This is a genomic window from Collinsella sp. CLA-JM-H32B, from assembly GCF_040098065.1.
In the GTDB taxonomy this organism is placed as follows: domain Bacteria; phylum Actinomycetota; class Coriobacteriia; order Coriobacteriales; family Coriobacteriaceae; genus Collinsella.
The window spans coordinates 468315-490406 of the sequence record NZ_JBBNNA010000001.1 but is presented as its reverse complement, the minus strand read 5'-3'; the positions used below and the strand labels follow the sequence as shown (position 1 = coordinate 490406).

Below are 22092 nucleotides of genomic sequence, written 5' to 3'. Positions count from 1 at the left end.
GTCGGGGCTTTAGCCGGGGTGCCATGCGGCACCCCGGGGTATCCGGTATTACCCGTCCTTTCGGGCGGCTATCCCGGGGGAGGGGGCAGGTTCTCCACGTGTTACTCAGCCGTTCGCCACTCGCTTCCCTCCGGAGAGGGGTGCCGTTCGACTTGCATGTGTTAGGCGCGCCGCCAGCGTTCATCCTGAGCCAGGATCGAACTCTCCGTCCAAAATATATGGGCTTCGAGCCCGTCCGGTCCTCTCAGTCATCGCTGATCGGTTCCGTTCGATTCATATGGTTTTAGTATAGGAAAAGGAATTTCTCGGGGCCGCCTCTCGGCGGCCTTGCGAAAAACAAATCCAAGTTAGACCATTTCAAATGGTTCGATGTCTGCCCGGATGCGACACTGAGGTCAGTGTCCATCCTCGCAGTATCCGGTTCTCAAGGTGCACGCTCTGCGGCTGATCCGGTTCGACCGGGCCGCGCGGCAAGGAGGTATATTGCCAGACCGCGAAGCGATGTGGGACGTCAATTCCACTCTTCACAAGTCCTACACAACTTATCGCTTCCTATATAAGTAATAGAAAGGCTGGTGCAGAAATACTGCGCGTATCAGATGATGACCCTTCGGTTAAGAGATATATAAAGATCGGTCACCTGTAAGTGTCTATCTACCCGCGCTTTTGCTATATAAACCAGCGCTTTCGATAAAAAAGAGGGAGTGCCGCGCACAGTGCGACACTCCCCTAGCGATTCAACAGAATCTATTAGGCCTCGAGAGCCTTCTTGGCAATGGCAGCCAGCTCGTTGAAGGACTCGATGTCCTCATAAGCCATCTGGGCCAGGACCTTGCGGTCGAGCTCAATGCCGGCAACCTTCAGGCCGTGCATGAACTGAGAGTAAGAGATGTCGTTCAGGCGAGCAGCAGCGTTGATACGGGTGATCCAGAGAGAGCGGATCTCGCGCTTCTTGTTGCGGCGATCACGATACTGATACTGCAGGGAGTGCTGGACCTGCTCTTTAGCATGCTTGTAAGTACGCGAAGCGGCACCGTAGTAACCCTTCGCACGGTGCATAACGGTACGGCGCTTCTTCTTGGCGGCAACAGCGCGCTTAATACGTGCCATGTTCTATCAACTCCTAGACGGTAAAACGAAAAACGGGAACGCGAACTTAGGCGAGACGCGACTTGATGACCTTGCGGTCGGCAGCGGCGATCTCGGTCTCCTGACGGAAGCCACGCTTACGCTTGGTGGACTTCTTGCTCAGGATGTGGCTCTTGAAAGCCTTGGCGCGCATAAGCTTGCCGGTACCAGTCTTGCGGAAACGCTTCTTGGTGCCGCTGTGGGACTTCATCTTAGGCATGAAATACTCCTTAATCGGTTACAGAACACTAGTTACTTGGTATCGCTTGCCGCTTTATCCTCATCGAAGGCGCCCTTAATCGGGGCGAGCAGCATAAGCATGTTACGGCCTTCCATCTTAGGCTTGGACTCGACCGTAGCGTAAGGCTTGAGATCCTCGGCGAGACGCTCGAGAACGTTAAGACCCTGCTCCGGGTGAGCCATCTCACGGCCGCGGAACATGATGGTGATCTTAACGCGTGCGCCCTTCTTGAGGAAACGCAGAACGTGGCCCTTCTTGGTCTCGTAGTCGCCAACGTCGATCTTGGGTCGGAACTTCATTTCCTTGACCTCGACCTTGGACTGGTTCTTACGAGCGGCCTTAGCCTTCATGGCCTGCTGGTACTTGAACTTACCGTAGTCCATGACCTTGCAGACCGGCGGCTCCGCGTTGGGAGCGATCTCGACCAGGTCGAGACCCTGATCGTCGGCGACGCGCTGGGCATCGCGGATGGCGAACAGGCCGAGCTGAGAGCCATCGACGCCAATCAAACGGCACGAAGATGCAGTGATCTCGTCGTTGATGCGGGTGTCATCAGACTTAGCTATTTTCCCTACCTCCATTCATAAAAAAATAACCCGGCGCTTCTTTGCAACCAGGTCGTACACATAGACATCCTCGGTATGAGGAAGGGAATCTAAGTTGTATGACCAGTCAGCTGCTCATTGGCGCCAAAAGGTGGGAACCCTCGGGTTCCTCTTTAGGGCATTGCGGGAACAACGCCTTGCGAATAATAACACGTGCCGCGCGTTATCACATTACGTACACGAAAAAGGGGGCCTTGACCCCCTTGAAGCGCAGGTGCATGTATGGTGCCCGAGGCGAGACTCGAAGGGCCTTCGCTTCGCGAAGCCCCGGGCTTCGGGCGCATGGCGCCCTCGCCACGCTCCGCTACAAACAGGCCACGGGCCTGTTTGCTTAACGCTCCGCGCGCTCACGCGAGTTCGGCACGAAAAAGGGGGTCTTGACCCCCTTGAACGCTCACTTGCATGTATGGTGCCCGAGGCGAGACTCGAACTCGCACGTTGTTGCCAACGGTGGATTTTGAGTCCACTGCGTCTGCCAATTCCGCCACTCGGGCACGTAATGCGTGAGTTAGTTTATCACAGCTTTCTGTTGATTAGTCCGAAAATGGAACTTCGAGCATTTCGATAAGCTCAACCTTGCGCAACATCTCCCGCTTACGACATCCACGTCCGTCAACCGAGGCCTCGCCCATCTGGTTGTCATAGGGATCCTCGCGCATACCATCGAAAGCAGGCACAAATTCAGCCTGGAATCGGTTGTTGGCCACCATACGCCACGGGTCGAGATTGCCAAAGTAGTGACGACGACGCCATTCCTCCCCCATCCTGCGTGCCGAGGAACCAAACGATACGTCGGCGTTAAGCCAACCGGTCTGTGGCGTATAGAACTCAGCCCAATCGTGCGGCCCCACCGAATCGGGAGCAACATACAGGCCGCTCTGCCAACGGGCAGGAACGCCCGCAATGCGGCACATGGTGATAAACGTGAGCGCCATAACGCCGCAATCGCCGCGGAGCGAGTGTGCACAGTCGTCGGCAATAGATTCCAAAAGCAGGTACGGTGGCTGATAGCGATAGTCGATATGCTGTGTCAGGTAATCATAGATTGCACGAGCGCGATCGAGCGGATCCTCGAGCCCGTCAATGACACGCTCCGTCAACTGTCGCAGATACGGCGTAAACGCAATATGCGGACGGTCCTCGGAAGTGTCCTCGGGCAGCGGCGTGTCCATGCACGCATGCGATGGGAGCGCGCCACCATAGATATCGCAATAGGCAGCATCGATGTGATAGCGATAGGTCACCGAGAATGAATGTTCAGTCGAAGATATCCAAGAGGCAGTACGAGCCGAAACGTTTTCAGAGGCAACGGTACCCTCCGACGTCATATCGAGAACCTCGATTTGAGACTGTTGACGACAGGCGGCGGCAACGGGAAGCCACGCGCGAACGGCCTCTCCCTCCAGAGCCCCGGGGACAGACACGGATGCCTTAAGCGTGATGACACGAGTCAACCCGTTTTGCGACTCCATCTCCCTGAGCATCTGGTTACGCAGCGCAATGCCGTCCGTAGAATCGGGACGCAGGCCCGGAACCTCCTTAGGGTACACGCGAAGCGAATCGAGGAAGTTGTCGAGAACGAACAGCTCGCCATCGATAAAGCGCCAGTCAATACGCTTACGATTAATCAGGTCATCAAACTGCTCTTCGGTAAACTTTGGCCACTCCTCGCGAATCATCGCAATAGCCTGATCGCGCGACACCGAAAAATGAAGCGGCGTCTCGAGCATGCGATACCGCTCGGCACGAATACAAGCAGCCAGCGAAGGCTCAGGACTCTGCTCCAGAAGGCGATCGCAGGCAGCAACAGCCTGCGTCAAATACCCGGCATCCTTAAGACGAAGAATCTCAGGCGGCAGTCCAATATCGAGATGACGAAAGTCATCACAGCAAACATCAACAGAGCAACCAACAGGACCTTCGTCAATAACCTTCCCATCCGAAGGCAAAACATCAACAACAGCCATAACCACTCCCGCGTCGAACGATAGACAACCCCCATTGTACCGAGATAAAAAAGAAAGCCCCCAACAAAGGAGCTCTCAACGCCGATAAACGGTACCTATAAAAATGAATTCAGACTTGTAACCCTGCGGCGTTAAACAAAGGAAGCCCCGTCCCCGGAACTGTTTCCTTGGCGCGACTTCTGGCAAAGCCAGGTGAGCGCAAAGGAAACAGTGTAGGGGGACGGGGCTTCCGGCGGGAAGTTTAGCGACGCTTACGCCTTGTTGACGGAGCCAAACTCCTCCATGAGCTCCTTGGTGCGGGCAACGATGTTGTCGCGACCAGGCTTGAGGAGCTTGCGGGGGTCAAAGCCCTTGCCCTGCTGATCCTTGCCAGCCTCGATGTACTCGCGGACGCCCTTGGCGAAGACGAGCTGCAGGTCGGTGTTGACGTTGATCTTGGAGATGCCCAGGGAGATGGCCTTCTTGATCTGATCCTCGGGGATGCCGGTACCACCGTGCAGAACGAGGGGCAGGTCGCCGGTCTGAGCCTTAATCTCGCCCAGACGCTCGAAGGAAAGGCCAGCCCAGTCGGCGGGATACACGCCGTGGATGTTGCCGATGCCGCAGGCGAGGAAGTCGACGCCCAGGTCAGCAATCTGCTTGCACTCAGCGGGGTCAGCGAGCTCGCCGTTGGAGGTCACGCCGTCCTCGGTGCCGCCGATGCCGCCGACCTCGGCCTCAATGGACATGCCCTTGGAGTGGGCAAGCTCAACGAGCTCCTTGGTGCGGTCGAGGTTAAGCTGGAAGGTCTCCTCGTGAGAGCCGTCATACATGATGGACGTGAAGCCGGCCTCGATGCACTTGAAGCAGTCCTCGTAAGAACCGTGATCGAGGTGAAGGGCGACGGGAACGGTAACGCCCGTGGCCTCGACGGCAGCCTTGACCATGTCGGCGCAGACCTTGAAACCGCCCATCCACTTAGCGGCACCAGCGGTGCACTGAAGGATCAGCGGAGACTTGGCCTCCTCGGCGGCCTGGAGAATAGCCAGGGTCCACTCGAGGTTGTTGGTGTTGAAGGCACCGAGAGCGTACTTGCCGGCCTCGGCCTTCTTGAGCATGTCTGCTGCGTTGACGAGCATAAAAGAAACCTCCTGTAAGGTTGCTCCGATAACGCCTGAGATTTTACCACGGCGCACCCGAGCATAAACGTTCGTTTGTTCACGAATATCGTCCAAACAGACTTTTTTTGACCGTTTGCCCTACGGAATCGACCCGTTGGGGAAAAATAGCTTGACGTTTGGACGCTTCTCGTGCTTTAGAAGCTGACTATAAAGCTACACCTGCATGAAAGGGTTCTGCATGAGCTCGCGTGCCATGGTGGTCGAATCACCATGGCCGGTTAAGCAAACGGTATCGGGTGGAAGAAGCCGGGCGAGCTTGGAGAGCGAGCGCAGAATCGCCGCCTCGTCGCCACCGGCAAGATCGGTGCGGCCGTGGCTGCCCGGGAACAGGGTGTCGCCAACAAAGGCGATGCTTCCCTGCTCGGTGGCGGCGAACAAGACGATCCCGCCCGGCGTATGCCCTGGTGTCTCGATCACCTGCAGGCAGATATCGCCCACCTCGATAGCATCGCCCTCGGCGAGCAGGCACGTCGGCTCCCCGGGGTCGGGCGTCTCAATGCCCCACATAGCTCGCTGTTCCTCGATATTCGCATGCGGCACCGCCGCATCCTTAGCACACAGCTCATACTGGCAGCCCTCGCCAACGGCGGTTCGCACGCCGGCAACACCACCAACATGATCGGCATGGCCATGAGTGCATACGGCGCCAAGCACGCGTACGCCGGGATGTTCGGCTCGAATATGCTCCACCAGGCGCTCGCCTTCCCACGCAGGGTCGATAATCACGCACTCATTGCCCGAAATAAAAGCATAGCTATTGGTCTGAATGGGACCGTTTACGAGCGTCTCAATCTCGACCGATCCCTTGGGAGTTACATCCAAGGACACAGCACTCATGTCCCTCTCCTCTCTATAGAACTCGAGGCATCAAACGATGCCTCGAGTGTAGCGAATATTGATAATGTGGCGCGTTCGTCGCGACTAAACGCGGCGCTTAAGCTGGGCTCCACCCTCGCCGGGCATCAGGCGGCGTGCGTCGTAGACCGAGTCAACGCTGCTGATAGAGGCCAGCAGCGGATCCAGACCACTCGCATCCGAGATCTCGACCATAAAGCGCAGGGTTGCAATACCCTCGCGGTTGGTCGACGTGGCGGCAGAAAGGATATTGCCGCCCGCATCGCCAATGGCAATGGTGACATCCTTGAGCAGGCCCATGCGGTCCAGGCACTCGACCACGATCTCGACCTGGAAGAGGGTGTCGGCTGCGCCGTCCCACTCCACTTCGATCATGCGCTCGGGATGCTCCATAAGACCCTTGACGTTGGGGCAGTTGGCGCGATGCACCGAAACGCCACGACCGCGCGTGATGAAGCCGACGATATCGTCGCCCGTCACCGGATTGCAGCAATGCGCCAGACGGACCAGCAGGCCGCTGTTGCTCTCGCCCTTGACGATAATGCCGTTGCTGGCGCTCTTGCCACGCTTTTGCGGCTTGCGGTTGGAGCCTCGGGCCGGCTGTTTCACGACCTCGGCGATAGCCTCGGCTTTGGTGAGCTGTTCCTCGGGTTTGGGGTCCAAGATTTGCTCGACCTTGTTACCCACAGCGCGCGGGGCAACCTTGCCGGCGCCGACGGCGGCAAACAGGTCCTCGAGCTGCTTGTAGTTAAACTGCTCCGCCACGGCGTTGAGCGCACGCGTGGATCGCGGCGTAGAGATGCCATACCCGCGCTTGCGCAGGTCCTTGGCCAGTATATCGCGGCCGGCAGCAGCGTCATCGTCTTTGGTCGCGGCGGCGAAATAACGGCGAATCTTTGACTTGGCGGAAGGTGTCTTAACGATCTTGAGCCAATCACGCGACGGCTTGGAACTCTTGTTGGTCAGGATTTCAACGCGGTCGCCCGTCTTGATCTCGTGCGTGAGCGGGGCCACCGCACCGTTGATCTTGGCGCCGACGCAGTGGTTGCCCACCTCGGTGTGAACGGCATAGGCAAAGTCGAGCGGCGTGGAGCCGGCACGAAGCGCCATGACCTCGCCCTTGGGCGTAAAGACAAAAATCTCCTGGTCAAACAAGTCGACCTTCAGCGAGTGCAGGTATTCCTTAGCGTCGGTGATCTCGTCAGACGCCGCCCAATCGAGCGAATGTTTGAGCCAGTTAATCTGGTCGTCCAGACGCTGGGCATCATTGGTCTTAGACGCAGACGATCCGCCCGATTTCTTATAGAGCCAGTGGGCGGCAATGCCGTACTCGGCCTGCTCATGCATCTCATAGGTTCGAATCTGAATCTCGAGCGGACGAGCCGTGGGACCGATAACCGTCGTGTGGAGCGACTGGTAGTTATTGACCTTGGGCATGGCGATATAGTCTTTAAAGCGACCGGGCATGGGGTGCCACAGCGTATGCACCGCGCCGAGCGTGGAGTAGCAATCGCGCACCGAATGGGTGATGACGCGCAGCGCCACCAGGTCGTAGATCTCGGAGAATTCCTTGCCCTTGCGCTTCATCTTTTGGTAGATGGACCAATAGTGCTTGGAGCGGCCATTAATCTGGAAGCCCTCCAGGCCAATGCGGTTGAGCTCGTCGGTGAGCGTCTTGATGGTCTCGGCCAGATAGCGCTCGCGAACCTCGCGCGACTCAGCCACCATGCGCGCAATGCGCTGGTAGGCATCGGGCTCCAGGTAGAAGAAGGACAGGTCCTCGAGCTCCCACTTAATAGAGCTCATGCCCAGACGGTCGGCCAGGGGCGCATACACGTCCATGGTCTCGCGGGCCTTAAACAGGCGACGGTCCTCGCGCAGAGCTGCAAGGGTGCGCATGTTGTGCAGACGGTCGGCAAGCTTAACGATAATGACGCGGATGTCCTTGGACATGGCGAGGAACATCTTGCGCAGCGTAAGCGCCTGCTTCTCGTCCATGCTATCGACTTCGATGTTGGTGAGCTTGGTCACGCCATCGACAAGCTCGGCCACCGTATCGCCAAACAGACCGGAAACATCGGCGAGCGAGGTCTCGGTATCCTCGACGGTATCGTGCAGCAGCGCGGCGCACACCACATCGCAGTCCATCTTGAGGTCGGCCAGAATGATAGCCACCTCGACGGGATGGTTGATGTACATCTCACCCGAGCGCCGCTTTTGGTTGCAGTGCTTCTCGGCAGCAAAGCAATAGGCCTGCTCCACCTTAGAGAAGTCGTCCTCATTCATATATTTGAGGCACAGGCGCTCCAGCTTGTCGTAGCTGTCCGCCATAATCTCGGGCGGCAGCTCATCGGCATGCTTATAGTGCTCCATCTCCGAGAACGGTTGGAGGGTGGAATCATGGGCGGTACGGGCTGCGGCATCCATCGAGGTCCCCTTCCCCTAGGCCCGCGGTACGATCGGGCGGTTAACTTTGGCTAGCATATCAGAAGCGCACGAATCGAGCGCCCAGCTCCGGAAAGCCGAGAACTCCATGCGCGAGCGCAGACCCTCCAAATAGCGGATTGACCTGCTCAATTGCACACGGCCGGGGTTTTCGGCCATCGCGATGCGACGGGTGTCGTCAAACCCCGAAACGCGACAGAAACCAAGCTCTTCGAAGATCCCCAGGCCGCTTTCCACCGAGCGCTCGTCGACCGGCGTGCGAGCATCGATAGCAAGACACATCTGCGCGATGTCGATATCGCTCGCACTAAACGAATCGTCTCCGGTCTTGCCGCGGTTGGAGCGCCACATAGTCTGCAACGCTCGATAGAGTGTGACGAGCTCGTCGCGCTCGGGCGCGTAGCAGTCGAGCAGGCGCTCGTTAATGCGGGCGTCACGCGACGAATAGAGCAGGTGAATCACGGCGGGTTGTCCATCGCGACCGGCGCGTCCGCTCATCTGGTTGAACTCAATGCTGCCAAACGGCATGTGGTAGAGCACGACATGACGGATATCGGGCAGGTTCACGCCCTCACCGAAGGCCGAGGTCGAAACGATGCAGCTGAGGCTTCCATCACGAAACGCTTCCTCGACACGGCGACGATCGGAGCGCGCAAGCCCCGCGTTATAGAACGCGATGCGAGTCGCGCAATCGGGTACCCGCTTGCGCAGCGTCTTAGCAAGCGCCACGGACTGGTCGCGCGAGTTGACGTAGATGACGGTCTTCTCCCCCGTCGCCACGATTGACACCAGGCGGTTCTCGCGGCTTGCAAGGTCTCGGTCATCCTCGAGCTGCAAGTTCTCGCGCACCGTCTCGTCGACCACCGTGCGGGTAATCGGTAGCACGCGGGCGAGCTCGGCCACAACCGGAGCCGTTGCGGTGGCAGTCGCGGCCAGAACGACCGGATCGCCCAGGGCCTTGAGGATATCGGGCATGTCGAGATAGGCGCTGCGGTCGCCGCCCTTGGCAAGACCGGCATGATGCGCCTCATCGATAACGACAAAACCGATGCGCCCCGAACGCGCAAAGCGGTCGCGGTGAATGGACAGGAACTCGGGCGTCGTGAGCACGATGCCGGTGCGGCCCGAAGCCAAGCCGGCAAACACGTCATCGCGCGCCGCCTCCACGGTCTCGCCGGTCAGCACGCCTACGCCAATGCCGAGCGCGGCCATCGTCGACGAGAGGTGATAGGCCTGGTCGGCAACGAGCGCGCGCAGCGGATAGACAAAGATGCTCGCACGCCCGCGAAGAACCGCCTCGCGCGCGGCATGCACATGGAAGATAAGAGACTTGCCGCGCCCCGTTCCCATGACGGCCAGAACACTTTGGTGATCGGCCAGGGCATCGAGTGCCTCGACCTGCGCGCGGTGCGGCCGGTTCGAACCGATAAAGCTATGGATAAGCGAGCGCGTCAGCTCGGTATAGGAGAGCTGGGCGAGCGTTTGGCGCTTGCGGGACTCCAGACGAAGACCGGCGTCCGCAGGCTCCACGCCGCGGCGAAGCTCGCATGCCGGGTCGTCAACGCTGGGCGCCGTGGTATCGCGGACCAAGACATCCTTGATCATGAGCTTTGGCTTTACGCGACCTTGCCAATGCTCGGCCACGGCCTCGAACACCAAGTCGACGGCGCTATCGCAATTGATGAGCTTATCGATCTGCGGCACGCGGAACATAATGGCCGGCACACTCGCGGCGCCATCGGTCGCCACGAAGCGCATGTGCTCGCCGGTTTTGCCCACCACGGCGCGATCGCACATTGTCACGCCCTCGGCCGCCAACAGCGGCACCTTGTTGCCCTGGCCAAACGGCTCAAGACGGGAGATCTGCTCGATGGTCTCAATATTCAGCTCGGAGAGGTCGACGGTGGCAGCAACCTCATCGGTGTCCTCAAAGTCCTCGGCGGGAAGCTCGGACAGCACGGCGGAAAGGCGACGACGGAACTCGTCGAGCTTGGACGCCTCGATGGTCACGCCCACCGCACCCGCATGCCCGCCGCGACGAATCAGCAGATCGGAGCAACGCTCGACGGCGTCGAACAGGTTGACCTTGCCCACCGAGCGACCCGAACCGCGAGCGATACCGTCTTCGATCGAGAACAGCAGCGCCGGCACGTGATAACGGTTGGTCAGGCGGCTCGCTACGATGCCCTTGACGCCCTCGTGCCAGCCCTCGCCACCCACGACGATTGCACGACCGCCATCATAGGTCTCCTCGACCTTTGCCATGGCATCGCGTGTGAGCTCGGCCTCGATCTCGCGGCGCTGACGGTTGATCTCCTCGAGCTCGGCCGCCAGAGCGCTTGCCTCGATAGGATCGCGGGCAAGCAGCAGGTCGAGTGCCAGCTTGGGATCGGCCATGCGGCCGGCAGCGTTTAAGCGGGGAATGAGCGAAAACGACAGGCCATCGGCCGTAATGGTAGAAAGGTCGGCCTTGGCAAGTGCGGCAAGCGCGATATAGCCGGGACGGGCCGTCACGCGCATCTGCTGGATGCCCTCGGCGACCAGTGCGCGGTTCTCGGGCGTCAGCGGCATCATGTCGGACACGGTGCCCAGCGCCGCAACCTCGATCAGCGAACGCCAATACGACGGTTTGCCCAAACGCTCGCCCAGGACCTGCACCAGCTTGAGTGCCACGCCGGCACCGGCAAGCTCACGCGAAGGACCCTCGTCCTCGAGCTTAGGGTCGGTCAGGGGCACGCCCTGCGGCACCTGGTCGGAGGGCTCGTGATGGTCCGTGACCACCAAATCGATCCCCAGGCTCTCCAGATAGGAAACCTCTTCCTTGGCGGCAATGCCGTTATCGACGGTCACGATCAGCTGGGGGTGAGCGAGCTCGTTAACGCGGTCGAGCGCCGCGCGCGAAAGACCGTAGCCCTCGTCAAAGCGATGCGGAATAAACGGCGTGACATCGGCGCCAAACGTGCGCAGCGCCTCGGTCAACAGGCAGGTCGACGTAATACCGTCAACGTCAAAATCGCCAAAGACCGCGATGCGTTCGTGGTTGCGAACGGCACGCTCGACGCGGTCGGCAACGACCGACATGCCCGGGATAATGAGTGGGTCGGCCCAGTCGCGATCGAGCGAAGGCGTCAAAAACAGCTGGCCTTCCTCGATGGATGTAATGCCGTGCGCAACCATAATGCGCGCCACCAGCCCGGGTATGCCCAGGCCAGCCGAAAGCTCCTTTTCGAGCTCGGGGTTTTGCTGAGCGACCGCCCAGCGATGCGTAGTCTTAAGCGATGACATAGGCGCCCACCCCCGATAGGGGCAGGTCGCCGCGATACCTCTCACGGTTCATAGCGATGAGTCCTCTGTGTATGCCCGCTTCGGCAGGCAGATCTGTTGAACGGATTTATTATACCGTGCAGCGCGGACGCAAATCGCCGCAGCACGCCGCGGTTTCGGTAAACGATGCCGGTAATAGCCTCGAAATAATCGAGCGTTTCTGGCGCACGGACGCATGCGAGCGTCTAGCATATCCATTCAAAACGGATTCACGAGCAAAGGGAGTCGCAAGCGCATATGAAGCAATGGGTTGGACTGGGCAAGTTTCTCGCGGGGCACATGCAGATCATCGTTCCGATTTGCGTGGCGCTCGGCGTGCTCTTTCCCCAGCAGATCGGCGTTCTCAAGCCCATCGTTCCCGTCCTCTTCGCCTTTATGACATTCCAAGGTGCGCTCAGCAACACCTTTCACCAGGTGGCTGAGGTGTTCCGCCGTCCCCTGCATTTGATTTTGGCGTTAATTGTCTCGGCTGTGCTCATCCCCATCGCGGCGTATGCCATGGGCTCACTGTTCTTTGGTTCCAACCCCAACCTTGTCTGCGGCATCGTGCTCGAGTACAGCGTACCCGTGGCGGTCACTGCCTTTATGTGGATTAGCATGTTCGGCGGCAACGGCCCGCTCGCGCTTACCATTATCCTGACGTCCTCGGTTATCTCGCCTGTGACGATTCCTCTTACGCTCAAGCTCCTGCTGGGCGCCACCGTCTCGATCGACGTGCCGAGCATGATGCAAGACATGGCCTTTATGATCGCCATACCCGCCGTGCTCGGTATCGTCATTAACGAACTCACGCGCGGATGGGGTCATGAGAAACTCTCCCCCGCGCTTTCGCCCGCCTGCAAGTTCATGATGATGGGCGTCATCGCGTCCAACTCCACCGCCATGAGCGACTACGTGCTGCACATGAACACGGTGCGCCTGGAAGTCGCCCTCTTTATTTTGATCTTCGCCATCAGCGGCTTTGTCGTCGGTTTTCTGGTCGCCCATGCGCTGCATCTGCCGTATGGCGAGACGACTACCATGTGCTTTACCTGCGGCATGCGTAACATCTCTTCGGGCGCCGTCATCGCCACGCAGTACTTTCCGGGCGAAGTCGTGTTTCCCGTCATGTGCGGAACGCTGTTTCAGCAGGTGCTGGCCTCGATTATCGGGCATCTCTTTGAGCGTCTGACCGGCGAGGAGCGCGCCAAACAGCGCAAGCGGGTCAAGGCCGGCCGCGACGCGATGGCACGCTAGGCAGCACACTTTTCGCAGGCGCTCGCCTTTCTACACGAGCGTTTCCAGATGCGCGCGCAGGCGCTCAGCATCGATATCGAGCGTTGTCTCGGCATTGACCTGGGCCAGGCGATAGCCCACAAAGTAGGGCGATACCACCCAACGTGGCAGCGCCTTGGCAATGGTCCGGCCGTCCATGTGGTAGAAGAACAAGTTGTACGACTCCGCGCGACCGCCGTGATGCTCGTGCAGGATATAGCGCAGGGCCACCTGAATCGCATCGACAAACAGGTCCGCTTCGGCTTGGTCTCGCGCGTCATCGCTGGCGGCGATTCCCTGCGGGGCTGAAACGTTGACCTCAAAGAATCCCATGATCGGCTCGGTTGAGATGCTGACCGAGATTCTCCCCTGCTGCCAGACATTGATGCCTTCGAAATTGGCGGAAGCCAGCGCAGCATAGCCGTCCTCCTGTTCCAAGCCCACAATCTGCATGTGTGGATGGACGAGGCTGCCGCCCGAAAGCGGGCCTTTGTTCTTGTACATGAGCACACTGCGGTACTGTTGGGAATCGATCATCTGCTGCCAGCAGCCCAGGGCAAACCGCATCACATGATGCAGCTCATCCGGCGCATAGGTCACCAGGTCGGCGTCGTGATTGGCCGACTCGATCAATACGGTCTGACGGGTGGCTCGCAAGGTCTTGAACTTATTCTCGAGCCAGATGCAGTCACCATCGCGCTGGATGATGTTGGCGAGCCCCTCCGTGTCACAAAAGGGGCACGCGGTGCCAGGACGACGGTTGTCGTCGGGCTTACCGCTCGCCTGCTGAACGTCAAATACCAGCGCCACGGGTTATACCTCCAGCGGCACGATCTTGGTGCCATGGAGCTCGGAGACGCCTAGCGCCGCCGCGACCGCGTCGCGATTTGCCGTGGTAATGCCGCCCCCGGGAAGGATGGTCAAGCGATCGCCCGCATACTCGATTAAACGAGCCAGGTGATTGAAATTATCCTCGATCGGCGTACCGGCCGCACCGCCATGCGTGAGGATGCGCGTAACGCCGCAGTCGGCAAGTGTATCAATCGCATCGAGCTGAGCCTCGGGCGAGAGCTGGTCAAATGCCATGTGGAAGGTGATGTCAAGGGACTCGCGCTTGCACTCCTCGGTCGCGCAGCCCGTAGCCATAACGAGGGCGCCGAGGGTGAGCTCGTCGAGCGCCCAGCCGCCGGCACAGGGCTTGCAGCAGCCAAAGACCAGGCCATCGACGCCGGCGCTCACGGCAAGGCCCAGGTCCATCTCCATCATGCGCAGCTCGTCCTGGTTGTAATGAAAGTCGCCACCACGCGGACGAATCATGCACATCACTCGCGCGTCATGCTCGTGAGCGTAGTTGACTGTAGCGCTGATAACGCCGGCGGAAGGCGTGGTGCCACCGACGGCGAGGTTGTCACACAGCTCAATGCGCCCCGCACTGGCCTCGATGGCCGCCGGCACTCGCTCAAAGTTCTCGGCACAAAACTCGTACAGCATAGATAGGCCCCCAATGACAGCAGATGTTTTCCGACGGGCATTGTCACACATCCCCATGAAGTTGCGGTGGAATAGGGACTGTTTTGGCGTCTAGAGCCTTCATTTAGTCCCTATTTCACCGCAACCCAGAATGATCTCTTGGGGACGGCACAGCTGGCCGAAAAATGTTGCCGATGGTGAATGTTGCGCAACAAGATTTCGGAATCCCGATTAACCATGGCAGTATCGCATTCGTATTTAGAGGAAAGGATTGCCATGTTTAAGAGCATCCAAAAGAGCGGAAGGATCGCAGCGGTCGCCATCGGCCTGATCGCGGCCCTGTCTCCGCTCGCAGCCCCTCCCGCAGCATTAGCCGGCGACACCGTACCGACGCCTGAACTTGAGAAGTCGTATAGCTTTAAGGTCAGCAGCGATAACTCGTATGTCAGCACAAGCGACGATTCAAAGTTCGGCTATTTATACGATTACGATTACGATTACGATGAGGATGACGGTTACAACTTAAAGAGCATAACCCTCATCAATTTTAAAGACGGCAGTGCAAGCCCAGTTGCCATCCCGGACAAAAGCCTTGGATCAGCATGCCCCACATCCAGCAATCAGCTCTACTGGCAAGACGGCAATAATTTGGTCGTATTCTCGCCAGACAACCAAAGTCAAACAGTCCATCCCATCATTTCGGCCAAATATGCCTACACCGATGAAACCATCTCTTACGATGGAAATAGAGCAGCCGTCGAGCACTATGACCATGAATCTGAGCTTAAAAAAATCGAGATCTATGACCTTAAGTCTGACAAGTTAATTCAAACATATCAATCTGATAAAGATGACTCTTATTGCTACTACTCAGACGATATGAGCCGTCTCTATTTCTTGCCATACGATGCTGAGAAAGGCGTTGTTTCTCTTAGGGTTTTCAATTGCGATACAGGGTCAACGGAATTGAAAACGGTTAACGTGAAAAAAGATGATAGGTCTTCGGACATCGACCATATCGTCACCAGCTCTAACTCGGACGATATTTATCTTCAGAGCGACACCGCATTAATAAAAGCAGACCGTGATGGAAATATGAGCGTTGTTTTCAACGATGATGACCACGCTCCTGAATGGCCTTATTCATGCCCGTCGGCAGAGCTTTATGTCCTCTATACAAAGAAGGGATCGAACGATCTTTTTGAAGAAGATGACGGCGATTACTACCTGAATGAAAAAGATGCGAATCTTAGTGTTTATGACCTGAAAAGTGACAAGATCATCAGCTCAATTGCTTATCCCTTTGGCGAAGGATATCTCAGCGACATCTCGCATGATGGCGGAATCATGCTTGGGACGTACTCAGACGATGACAAGTCTTCGGCATGCCTAGTCGATGCAAAAACCGGGGCCAAGAGCGAGTTTGATTCTCATTGGTGCGGCCCTACTTTCATGAATGGCGATCGCGAGATTTGGACTGATTATTACGATGAAGACTCATCAACGCTTCACGTAAACATCTACAAGTCCAATATTCCCCATTCGCTGCCTGAGGATATTCTCTACTTTGTCCAGACTCACCTGCCGTTTGTTATTGGCGGTGGCGTGGCGATCGTCCTCATCATCGGTGGCGCGATCGTTATTCTTTGCATCCGCAAGAAGCGCGCGAAGGCCGCGAACGGTGCAGTAGCCGCAGCGCCTAAACCTCAGCGTAAGCAGCGTCGTCGTCAGAAGCACGCCCAGCAGAACGCCGTGGCACCCGCGGCACCGACAATGCCGGCAGCTCCAAGCGAGCCTGCCCGCTTCTGCCGTCACTGCGGGACCCCGCTCGTACCCGAAGCCCAGTTCTGCCCCACATGCGGACAAAAGGTAGACTAGCGAACAAAACCCAGTAGACCCCAACCGCCAAGGCCCCGTTCCGGCACATTCCGGAACGGGGCCTTGGCTTGGTGCAGGGGTGCTAATTTGGGACGGTCATCGTCGCACGCCCCAATGAAGTTGCGGTGGAATAGGGACTGTTTTGGCGTCTGGAACCCCCAATTAGTCCCTATTTCACCGCAACTTAAAAAGGGGCGCTGACCGGGTTGGTCAGCGCCCCTTTTGTTGGATGGGTTAGCCTCCGAGATATGCCTTACGCACGTTGTCGTCGTGCAGCAGCTCTTGGCCCGTGCCGGTCATGGTGATTTTGCCGGTCTCGAGCACGTAACCGCGTGTGGCGATGGAAAGAGCCATCTGTGCGTTTTGCTCGACCAGAAGCACCGTGGTACCGGCCTTGTGCAGATCCTCGACAATTTGGAAGATCTGCTCAATCAGAATCGGCGCCAGGCCCATGGAAGGCTCGTCGAGCATGAGCAGCTTGGGGTTGCTCATAAGGGCGCGGCCCATAACGAGCATCTGCTGCTCGCCGCCCGAAAGGGTGCCGGCGACCTGGCGACGGCGCTCCTTCAGGCGCGGGAACTGCTCGTAGACGCGCTCCAGGCCCGGAGCCACCGTGGACTTGGGCTGTGTATAGGCGCCCATCTCCAGGTTCTCCTCGACCGTCATTTGCAAAAAGGCGCGACGGCCCTCAGGGACCTGAGCCAGGCCCTTGCCCACCAGCTTGTCGGCAGGCGTATGGGTAATGTCCTCGCCCATAAACTTGATGGAACCGGTCTTGGAACGCAGCAAGCCCGAGACAGTCTTAAGCGTCGTGGACTTACCGGCGCCGTTGGCGCCGATCAGGGCCACGATCTCGCCCTCGTTGACGTTAAAGGAGATGTCCTTGATGGCGTGGATAGCGCCGTACCAGACGTTGATGTTGTAGACGGAAAGCATCGGCTCTGCCATTTAGTTCTCCCCCTTATCCTGCTTGCCCAGATACGCCTCGATAACGGCGTCGTTGTTCTGGATCTCCTCTGCCGTGCCCTTGGCGATGACCTTACCAAAGTTGAGCACGCAGATGCCCTCGCAGATATTCATAACGAGCGACATATCGTGCTCGATAAGCATGATGGCGATGCCGAAGGTGTCGCGAATCTTGAGGATGTTCTCCATGAGCTCCGCGGTCTCGGACGGGTTCATGCCGGCGGCAGGCTCGTCGAGCAGCAGCAGCTTGGGGTTGGTAGCAAGCGCGCGGACGATCTCCAGACGACGCTGGGCGCCGTAAGGCAGCGATCCGGCCTGCTCGTTTGCCAGATGCTCCATATCAAAGATGGACAGCAGCTCCATGGCACGCTCGTGGGCGGCCTTCTCGTGCTTCCAATACGTCGGCAGGCGCAGCACGCCCTCAAAGCCGGAGTAGCGCTCCTGATTGTGCAGGCCGACCTTGACGTTATCCTCCACCGTCATGGTGTTGAACAGGCGAATGTTTTGGAAGGTACGGGCGATGCCCATACGGTTGACCTGATAGACCGACTTGCCCGAGGTGTCCTCGCCGTCGAGCAGGATGGTGCCGTGCGTGGGCTGATACACCTTGGTGAGCAGGTTGAAGACCGTGGTCTTACCGGCACCGTTGGGGCCGATCAGGCCGGCGATCTCGGTCTTGCCGATAGTCAGGCTAAAGTCGTCGACTGCCTTAAGACCACCGAACTCAATGCCCAGGTGGATGCACTCGAGTGCCGGGCGCTCGCCCAGGTCGCGGTCGGGAACGATGGCGCCAGAAGGATACGGGACCATCTTGCCCTTGTTGAACTCAAATTTACTGGGCATCGGCTGCCACCTCCTTCTTGGAAGCAAAGCGATCCTTAATGCGTGCGAAAAACGCCTTGAGCTGCGGGTTGTTGGTAAAGATCATGACCAGGATCAGCACGATGGCGTAGATGAGCATGCGGTAGTCCGAGAACTGACGGAGCAGCTCGGGCAGCACGGTAAGCAGCGCTGCAGCGATGACGGAACCGCGCATATTGCCCAGACCGCCCAGGACCACGAACACCAGGATAAGGATGGACGTGTTGAAGTCGAACTTGGTGGCGGAGAGCTGCGAGAAGTTACCACCGAAGAGGGCTCCGGCAGCACCGGCGAGGGCGGCGGAAACCACGAAGGCAATCATGCGGTACTGGGTGACGGAAATGCCCACGGACTCGGCAGCGATCTTGTTGTCGCGCACGGCCATAATGGCACGGCCGGTACGGCTGCGAACCAGGTTGAGTACAATCACGAGCGCAACCATGACCAGGATGGCACCGGCTAGGAAGGTCGAATAGGTCGACACGCCCGAAGCGCCCTGCGCGCCCTTGATGATGGCGGTGCCGTCCTCGAGCAGGTGCAGGTCGTTAATCGTGGAGTTGCCCGTGATGTTAAAGATCACGTGCAGGCCGCGGGAGTCGACGCCCACAATGAGGCAGGTGACAATCTCTTTGATGATCTCGCCAAAAGCCAGGGTCACGATGGCCAGATAGTCGCCGCTCAGGCGCAGGACCGGGATACCGATCAAGAAGCCCAAGATGGCAGCGGCGATGGCGCCGACCACGATGCTGATGATAAGGCGCACCGGATCGGAGGGAACGGCGCTCTCGAGGGCGACCGCGGTGACGATGCCCGTGTAGGCACCGACGCTCATAAAGCCCGCGTGGCCCAGCGACAAGTCGCCCGCGATGCCGACGACGAGGTTGAGGGAAATGGCCATGACGATATAGGCCGTGATGGGAACCAGCTGACCGGCGATCATGCGCGGAATCATGTGGTTAGACTGCATAAAGAACACGATGGCGAACGCCACAAGGCACATGGCGTACGTAACAAAGTCGTGACGCGTCTGCTTGTCTTTAAGAAACTTCATAACGCTCACCTACACCTTCTCGGGGACGTACTTGCCCAAGAGGCCGGCAGGCTTGACGAGCAGGACGATGATCAAAACACCAAAGACGATGGAGTTGGCAAGGCTCGTGGAAATGTAGGCCTGCGCCATCGCCTCGATGATGCCGATGAGAATGCCACCGACAAAGGCGCCGGGGATGGAGCCGATCCCACCGAAGACGGCGGCGTCGAAGGCCTTAATGCCAGGCATGGCACCCGTCGTGGGCTGCAGCACCGGCGAGTAGGAGCACAGGAGCACACCGGCGATGGCGGCAAGGGCGGAGCCGATGGCAAACGTCATCGAAATAGTGCGGTTGACGTTGATGCCCATGAGTTGAGCGGCGGCCTTGTCCTCGGACACGGCGCGCATGGCTTTGCCCATCTTGGTCTTACCTGTAAAGAACATCAGACCGGCCATGATAACCAGGCAGGCGACGATGGTGACGAGCGAGACGGCGCTTACGTTAAATTTGGCCAAGAACTCCGGCACCTGGAAGGTGACGAGCGAAGTGAAGTTCTTGGGCGTGGCGCCCCACAGAAGCTGCGCGGCGTTCTGCAGGAAGTAAGACACGCCGATAGCCGTGATCAGAACGGCCAGCGGGCCCGCCTGACGCAGCGGCTTGTATGCCAGACCCTCGATGAGAACACCGAGAACGGTACAGACCACACAAGAGAGAATTACAGATGCCCAGCCCGGGAGGCCGAGATACGACGTGGCGCAGAACGAGACATAGGCACCGACCATGATGACGTCGCCGTGAGCGAAGTTGAGCATCTTGGCAATACCGTAGACCATGGTGTAGCCCAACGCGATGATGGCGTAGACACTGCCCATGGACAGGCCGTTGACCAGGTATTGGATAAAGACCGTCATGTTCCACATCCCCCTTTCGAATAGGTTTCCAGTTGATGTATGAAACAGGGACGTTACATCGTCCCTAGATACCAAGCAAGCAGGGAAGGCCAAAACCTCCCCTGCTTGGGATCAAAACCGCTCTATGTAAGGCGGCCTATTAGGCCTGTACGTACTTGCCGTCGGTGATGACGTACGCCGTGGGCTCCTTCTGGACCTGGCCCTTATCGTTCCAGGTGAGCTTGCCGGTCAGACCGTCAACGGTAATCTTGAGCATAGCCTTGGACAGCTTCTCGGCGACCTCGGTCGGGTCGGCGTCGACACCAAGACCGGCCTCCTTGACGGCCTCGGCCACCGCGTGCACGCCGTCGTAGGCGTCGGCGGCAAACTGGTCGGGAGTATCGCCGTACTTATCCTTGTAGGCGTTGACGAAGTCGGCGTTCTTCTCGTCGTCGGCGGAGAACGGGGTCATGAGCAGCAGACCCTCGGCAAGAGAGGTATCGAAGCCCTCAACGCCCAGGATGCCGTCCATGCCGTCGCAGCCCATCATCTTGACGTCGTAGCCCATGTCCTTGGCGTTCTTGAGCAGGACGGACGCCGGCGTGTAGTAGATCGGCGCAAAGATCATGGTGGCGCCGGCCTGCTTGGCCTTGGTCAGCTGGTTGGTAAAGCTCGTGGCGGAGTCGTCCTTAAAGGTCTCCTCGTCGACAATCTCGAGCTTGGACTCAGCGGCCTGGGCCTTAAAGGAATCTGCGATGCCCGAAGAATAGGCGTCGCCGGAGTTATAGAACAGCACGAACTTCTCGTCCGCATACTTCTGCGCCAGGAACTTGGCAGCGTTGACACCCTGGTTGGGGTCGGTGAAGCAAACCTGGAAGACGCAATCCTTGCCGTCGGTGACGTCCTCGGAGGACGCGGACGGGGTGATCATGAACGTCTTGGGGTCGTTACCGCACTCTGCGGCAACGGCAACCGACGCACCCGTGGTGGTCGGGCCGACGAGGGCCTGCATGCCCCAGTCGAGCAGGGTGTTGAAGGCGTTGACGGCCTTCTCGCCATCGGCCTGGTCATCTTCGGCCTTGCTGGCAAGCGGCAGATCCTTGGTCGAGAAATCCTTGCAGCCAAGCTCGACACCCTGGGTAACGGACTTGCCGTAGGACGCGTTGGCGCCGGTCAGCGGTCCGATGGTGCCGATCTTAAAGGAACCGTCGGCCGACGCGGAACCGCTGTCGCCGCCGTTGGAGGAGCAGCCAGCTAGAATGGACATCGCCCCCAGACCTGCTGCGCTCGCGATAACGCTCCTGCGATTCATAACAGGGTTCAATGACTTACCGGTGAGGCTCGACATGCGGCTCTCCTCTCAAATCTCGTCGGGTTTCGGTTACCCGACAGGCCATCCTTCGCCGTGTTCGGCGTTCGTAAAATAGTAGACGCTTTAGTTGAGAAAAGTGGCGATTATTTCAACTTTTCTTTTGTTTTGTCCATTTATCCATATTTGTGCGTATTCCTATCGATTTATGCAATTTAGCCACTTTATTATGTGAAAGTAATGTTTCTGTTCTGTTACAAGCGCCCTTGCCCTGAATATAACGACCCCACCGGTCTCGTTATATGCACTTAGGCGGAGATGTACTTGCCGTCCTGAATCACATAGGCCGTAGCGGGCTTTTCGACCTGGCCCTCGTCGTTCCACGTGAGCTCGCCAGTCAGGCCCTCGATCTTGATCTTGCGCATAGCCTTGGTGAGCTGATTGGTAAAGCACGTGACGGAATCGTCCTTAAAGGTCTCGGTATCGACGATGTCGAGCTTGGATGCCTTGGCCTGCCCGGCAAAGGCATCGGCAACGCCCGAGCCATACGTATCGCCGGAGTTGTAGAACAGGGCGGTCTTGGCATCCGCGTACTTCTCGGCCAAATACTTAGCGGCGCTCGTGCCCATGGTGGGGTCGGTAAAGCAAACCTTATGGCGCAAACGTTGACAGTTTGTTACGGAGTTCCGTTTGTAGCGAGCATGTTTC

At 58.4% G+C, this 22092-nt stretch carries 18 protein-coding genes, 1 tRNA gene and 1 rRNA gene; 2 read left to right on the top strand and 18 right to left on the bottom strand.

Annotated elements, in window-relative coordinates; all coding sequences use genetic code 11:
- The 10 genes from AAA138_RS02030 to recJ all read right to left on the bottom strand — a co-directional run.
- Window positions 1-212 (bottom strand): 16S ribosomal RNA (locus tag AAA138_RS02030); the annotation flags it as partial.
- 538 nt (window positions 213-750) lie between these two features.
- A complete protein-coding gene (rplT, locus tag AAA138_RS02025; RefSeq protein WP_022094123.1) occupies window positions 751-1110 on the bottom strand; it encodes a 50S ribosomal protein L20 in 360 nt (119 codons plus the stop codon).
- Window positions 1111-1156: 46 nt separating this feature from the next.
- Window positions 1157-1348, bottom strand: coding sequence for a 50S ribosomal protein L35 (gene rpmI, locus AAA138_RS02020; protein ID WP_006234422.1), 192 nt, complete (start codon window positions 1346-1348; stop codon window positions 1157-1159).
- A gap of 32 nt (window positions 1349-1380) precedes the next feature.
- On the bottom strand, window positions 1381-1950 hold the full coding sequence (infC, locus tag AAA138_RS02015) for a translation initiation factor IF-3 (RefSeq protein WP_006234423.1): 570 nt from the start codon (window positions 1948-1950) through the stop codon (window positions 1381-1383).
- Window positions 1951-2381: 431 nt separating this feature from the next.
- Window positions 2382-2468: transfer RNA gene (locus tag AAA138_RS02010), tRNA-Leu, on the bottom strand.
- 39 nt (window positions 2469-2507) lie between these two features.
- Window positions 2508-3941: a transglutaminase-like domain-containing protein gene (locus tag AAA138_RS02005; protein WP_320677813.1), complete on the bottom strand. Its 1434-nt coding sequence runs from the start codon at window positions 3939-3941 to the stop codon at window positions 2508-2510.
- A gap of 251 nt (window positions 3942-4192) precedes the next feature.
- Window positions 4193-5059: a class II fructose-1,6-bisphosphate aldolase gene (fba, locus tag AAA138_RS02000; protein WP_006234429.1), complete on the bottom strand. Its 867-nt coding sequence runs from the start codon at window positions 5057-5059 to the stop codon at window positions 4193-4195.
- Window positions 5060-5254: 195 nt separating this feature from the next.
- Window positions 5255-5938 carry an MBL fold metallo-hydrolase gene (locus AAA138_RS01995; RefSeq protein ID WP_349089364.1) on the bottom strand — a complete coding sequence of 228 codons (684 nt, stop codon included), beginning with the start codon at window positions 5936-5938 and terminating at the stop codon, window positions 5255-5257.
- A gap of 84 nt (window positions 5939-6022) precedes the next feature.
- On the bottom strand, window positions 6023-8383 hold the full coding sequence (locus AAA138_RS01990; RefSeq protein WP_346981435.1) for a bifunctional (p)ppGpp synthetase/guanosine-3',5'-bis(diphosphate) 3'-pyrophosphohydrolase: 2361 nt from the start codon (window positions 8381-8383) through the stop codon (window positions 6023-6025).
- 15 nt (window positions 8384-8398) lie between these two features.
- Window positions 8399-11686, bottom strand: a complete 3288-nt coding sequence (gene recJ / locus AAA138_RS01985) for a single-stranded-DNA-specific exonuclease RecJ (protein ID WP_349089363.1) — start codon at window positions 11684-11686, stop codon at window positions 8399-8401.
- Window positions 11687-11962: 276 nt separating this feature from the next.
- Between recJ and AAA138_RS01980 the strand changes: the two genes are divergently transcribed.
- Window positions 11963-12961 carry a bile acid:sodium symporter family protein gene (locus tag AAA138_RS01980; RefSeq protein WP_349089362.1) on the top strand — a complete coding sequence of 333 codons (999 nt, stop codon included), beginning with the start codon at window positions 11963-11965 and terminating at the stop codon, window positions 12959-12961.
- 30 nt (window positions 12962-12991) lie between these two features.
- Here the strand turns inward: AAA138_RS01980 and AAA138_RS01975 are convergent, their stop codons facing one another.
- The gene (locus AAA138_RS01975) at window positions 12992-13789 is read right to left on the bottom strand and encodes a DUF4931 domain-containing protein (protein ID WP_349089361.1); all 798 of its coding nucleotides are present in this window, start codon (window positions 13787-13789) and stop codon (window positions 12992-12994) included.
- Window positions 13790-13792: 3 nt separating this feature from the next.
- Complete coding sequence (locus AAA138_RS01970; RefSeq protein WP_349089360.1) at window positions 13793-14470, bottom strand: copper homeostasis protein CutC; 678 nt, start codon at window positions 14468-14470, stop codon at window positions 13793-13795.
- 255 nt (window positions 14471-14725) lie between these two features.
- On the opposite strand from AAA138_RS01970, the gene AAA138_RS01965 reads away from it, so the two are divergent.
- Window positions 14726-16327, top strand: a complete 1602-nt coding sequence (locus AAA138_RS01965) for a zinc ribbon domain-containing protein (RefSeq protein WP_349089359.1) — start codon at window positions 14726-14728, stop codon at window positions 16325-16327.
- A 234-nt stretch (window positions 16328-16561) separates the two neighbouring features.
- On the opposite strand, the gene AAA138_RS01960 is transcribed toward AAA138_RS01965, so the two are convergent.
- The 6 genes from AAA138_RS01960 to AAA138_RS01935 form a co-directional block, all read right to left on the bottom strand.
- The gene (locus AAA138_RS01960; protein WP_035137222.1) at window positions 16562-17263 is read right to left on the bottom strand and encodes an ABC transporter ATP-binding protein; all 702 of its coding nucleotides are present in this window, start codon (window positions 17261-17263) and stop codon (window positions 16562-16564) included.
- A gap of 12 nt (window positions 17264-17275) precedes the next feature.
- Window positions 17276-18136, bottom strand: a complete 861-nt coding sequence (locus tag AAA138_RS01955) for an ABC transporter ATP-binding protein (protein WP_349089358.1) — start codon at window positions 18134-18136, stop codon at window positions 17276-17278.
- The gene (locus AAA138_RS01950) at window positions 18126-19205 is read right to left on the bottom strand and encodes a branched-chain amino acid ABC transporter permease (RefSeq protein ID WP_349089357.1); all 1080 of its coding nucleotides are present in this window, start codon (window positions 19203-19205) and stop codon (window positions 18126-18128) included. The genes AAA138_RS01955 and AAA138_RS01950 overlap by 11 nt, the downstream gene beginning before the upstream one ends.
- Before the next feature lie 9 nt (window positions 19206-19214).
- Window positions 19215-20096, bottom strand: a complete 882-nt coding sequence (locus AAA138_RS01945) for a branched-chain amino acid ABC transporter permease (protein WP_117582912.1) — start codon at window positions 20094-20096, stop codon at window positions 19215-19217.
- 139 nt (window positions 20097-20235) lie between these two features.
- Window positions 20236-21423, bottom strand: a complete 1188-nt coding sequence (locus AAA138_RS01940; RefSeq protein ID WP_349089356.1) for an ABC transporter substrate-binding protein — start codon at window positions 21421-21423, stop codon at window positions 20236-20238.
- A 269-nt stretch (window positions 21424-21692) separates the two neighbouring features.
- Window positions 21693-22046: a hypothetical protein gene (locus AAA138_RS01935; RefSeq protein ID WP_349089355.1), complete on the bottom strand. Its 354-nt coding sequence runs from the start codon at window positions 22044-22046 to the stop codon at window positions 21693-21695.
- Window positions 22047-22092 lie beyond the last annotated feature (46 nt).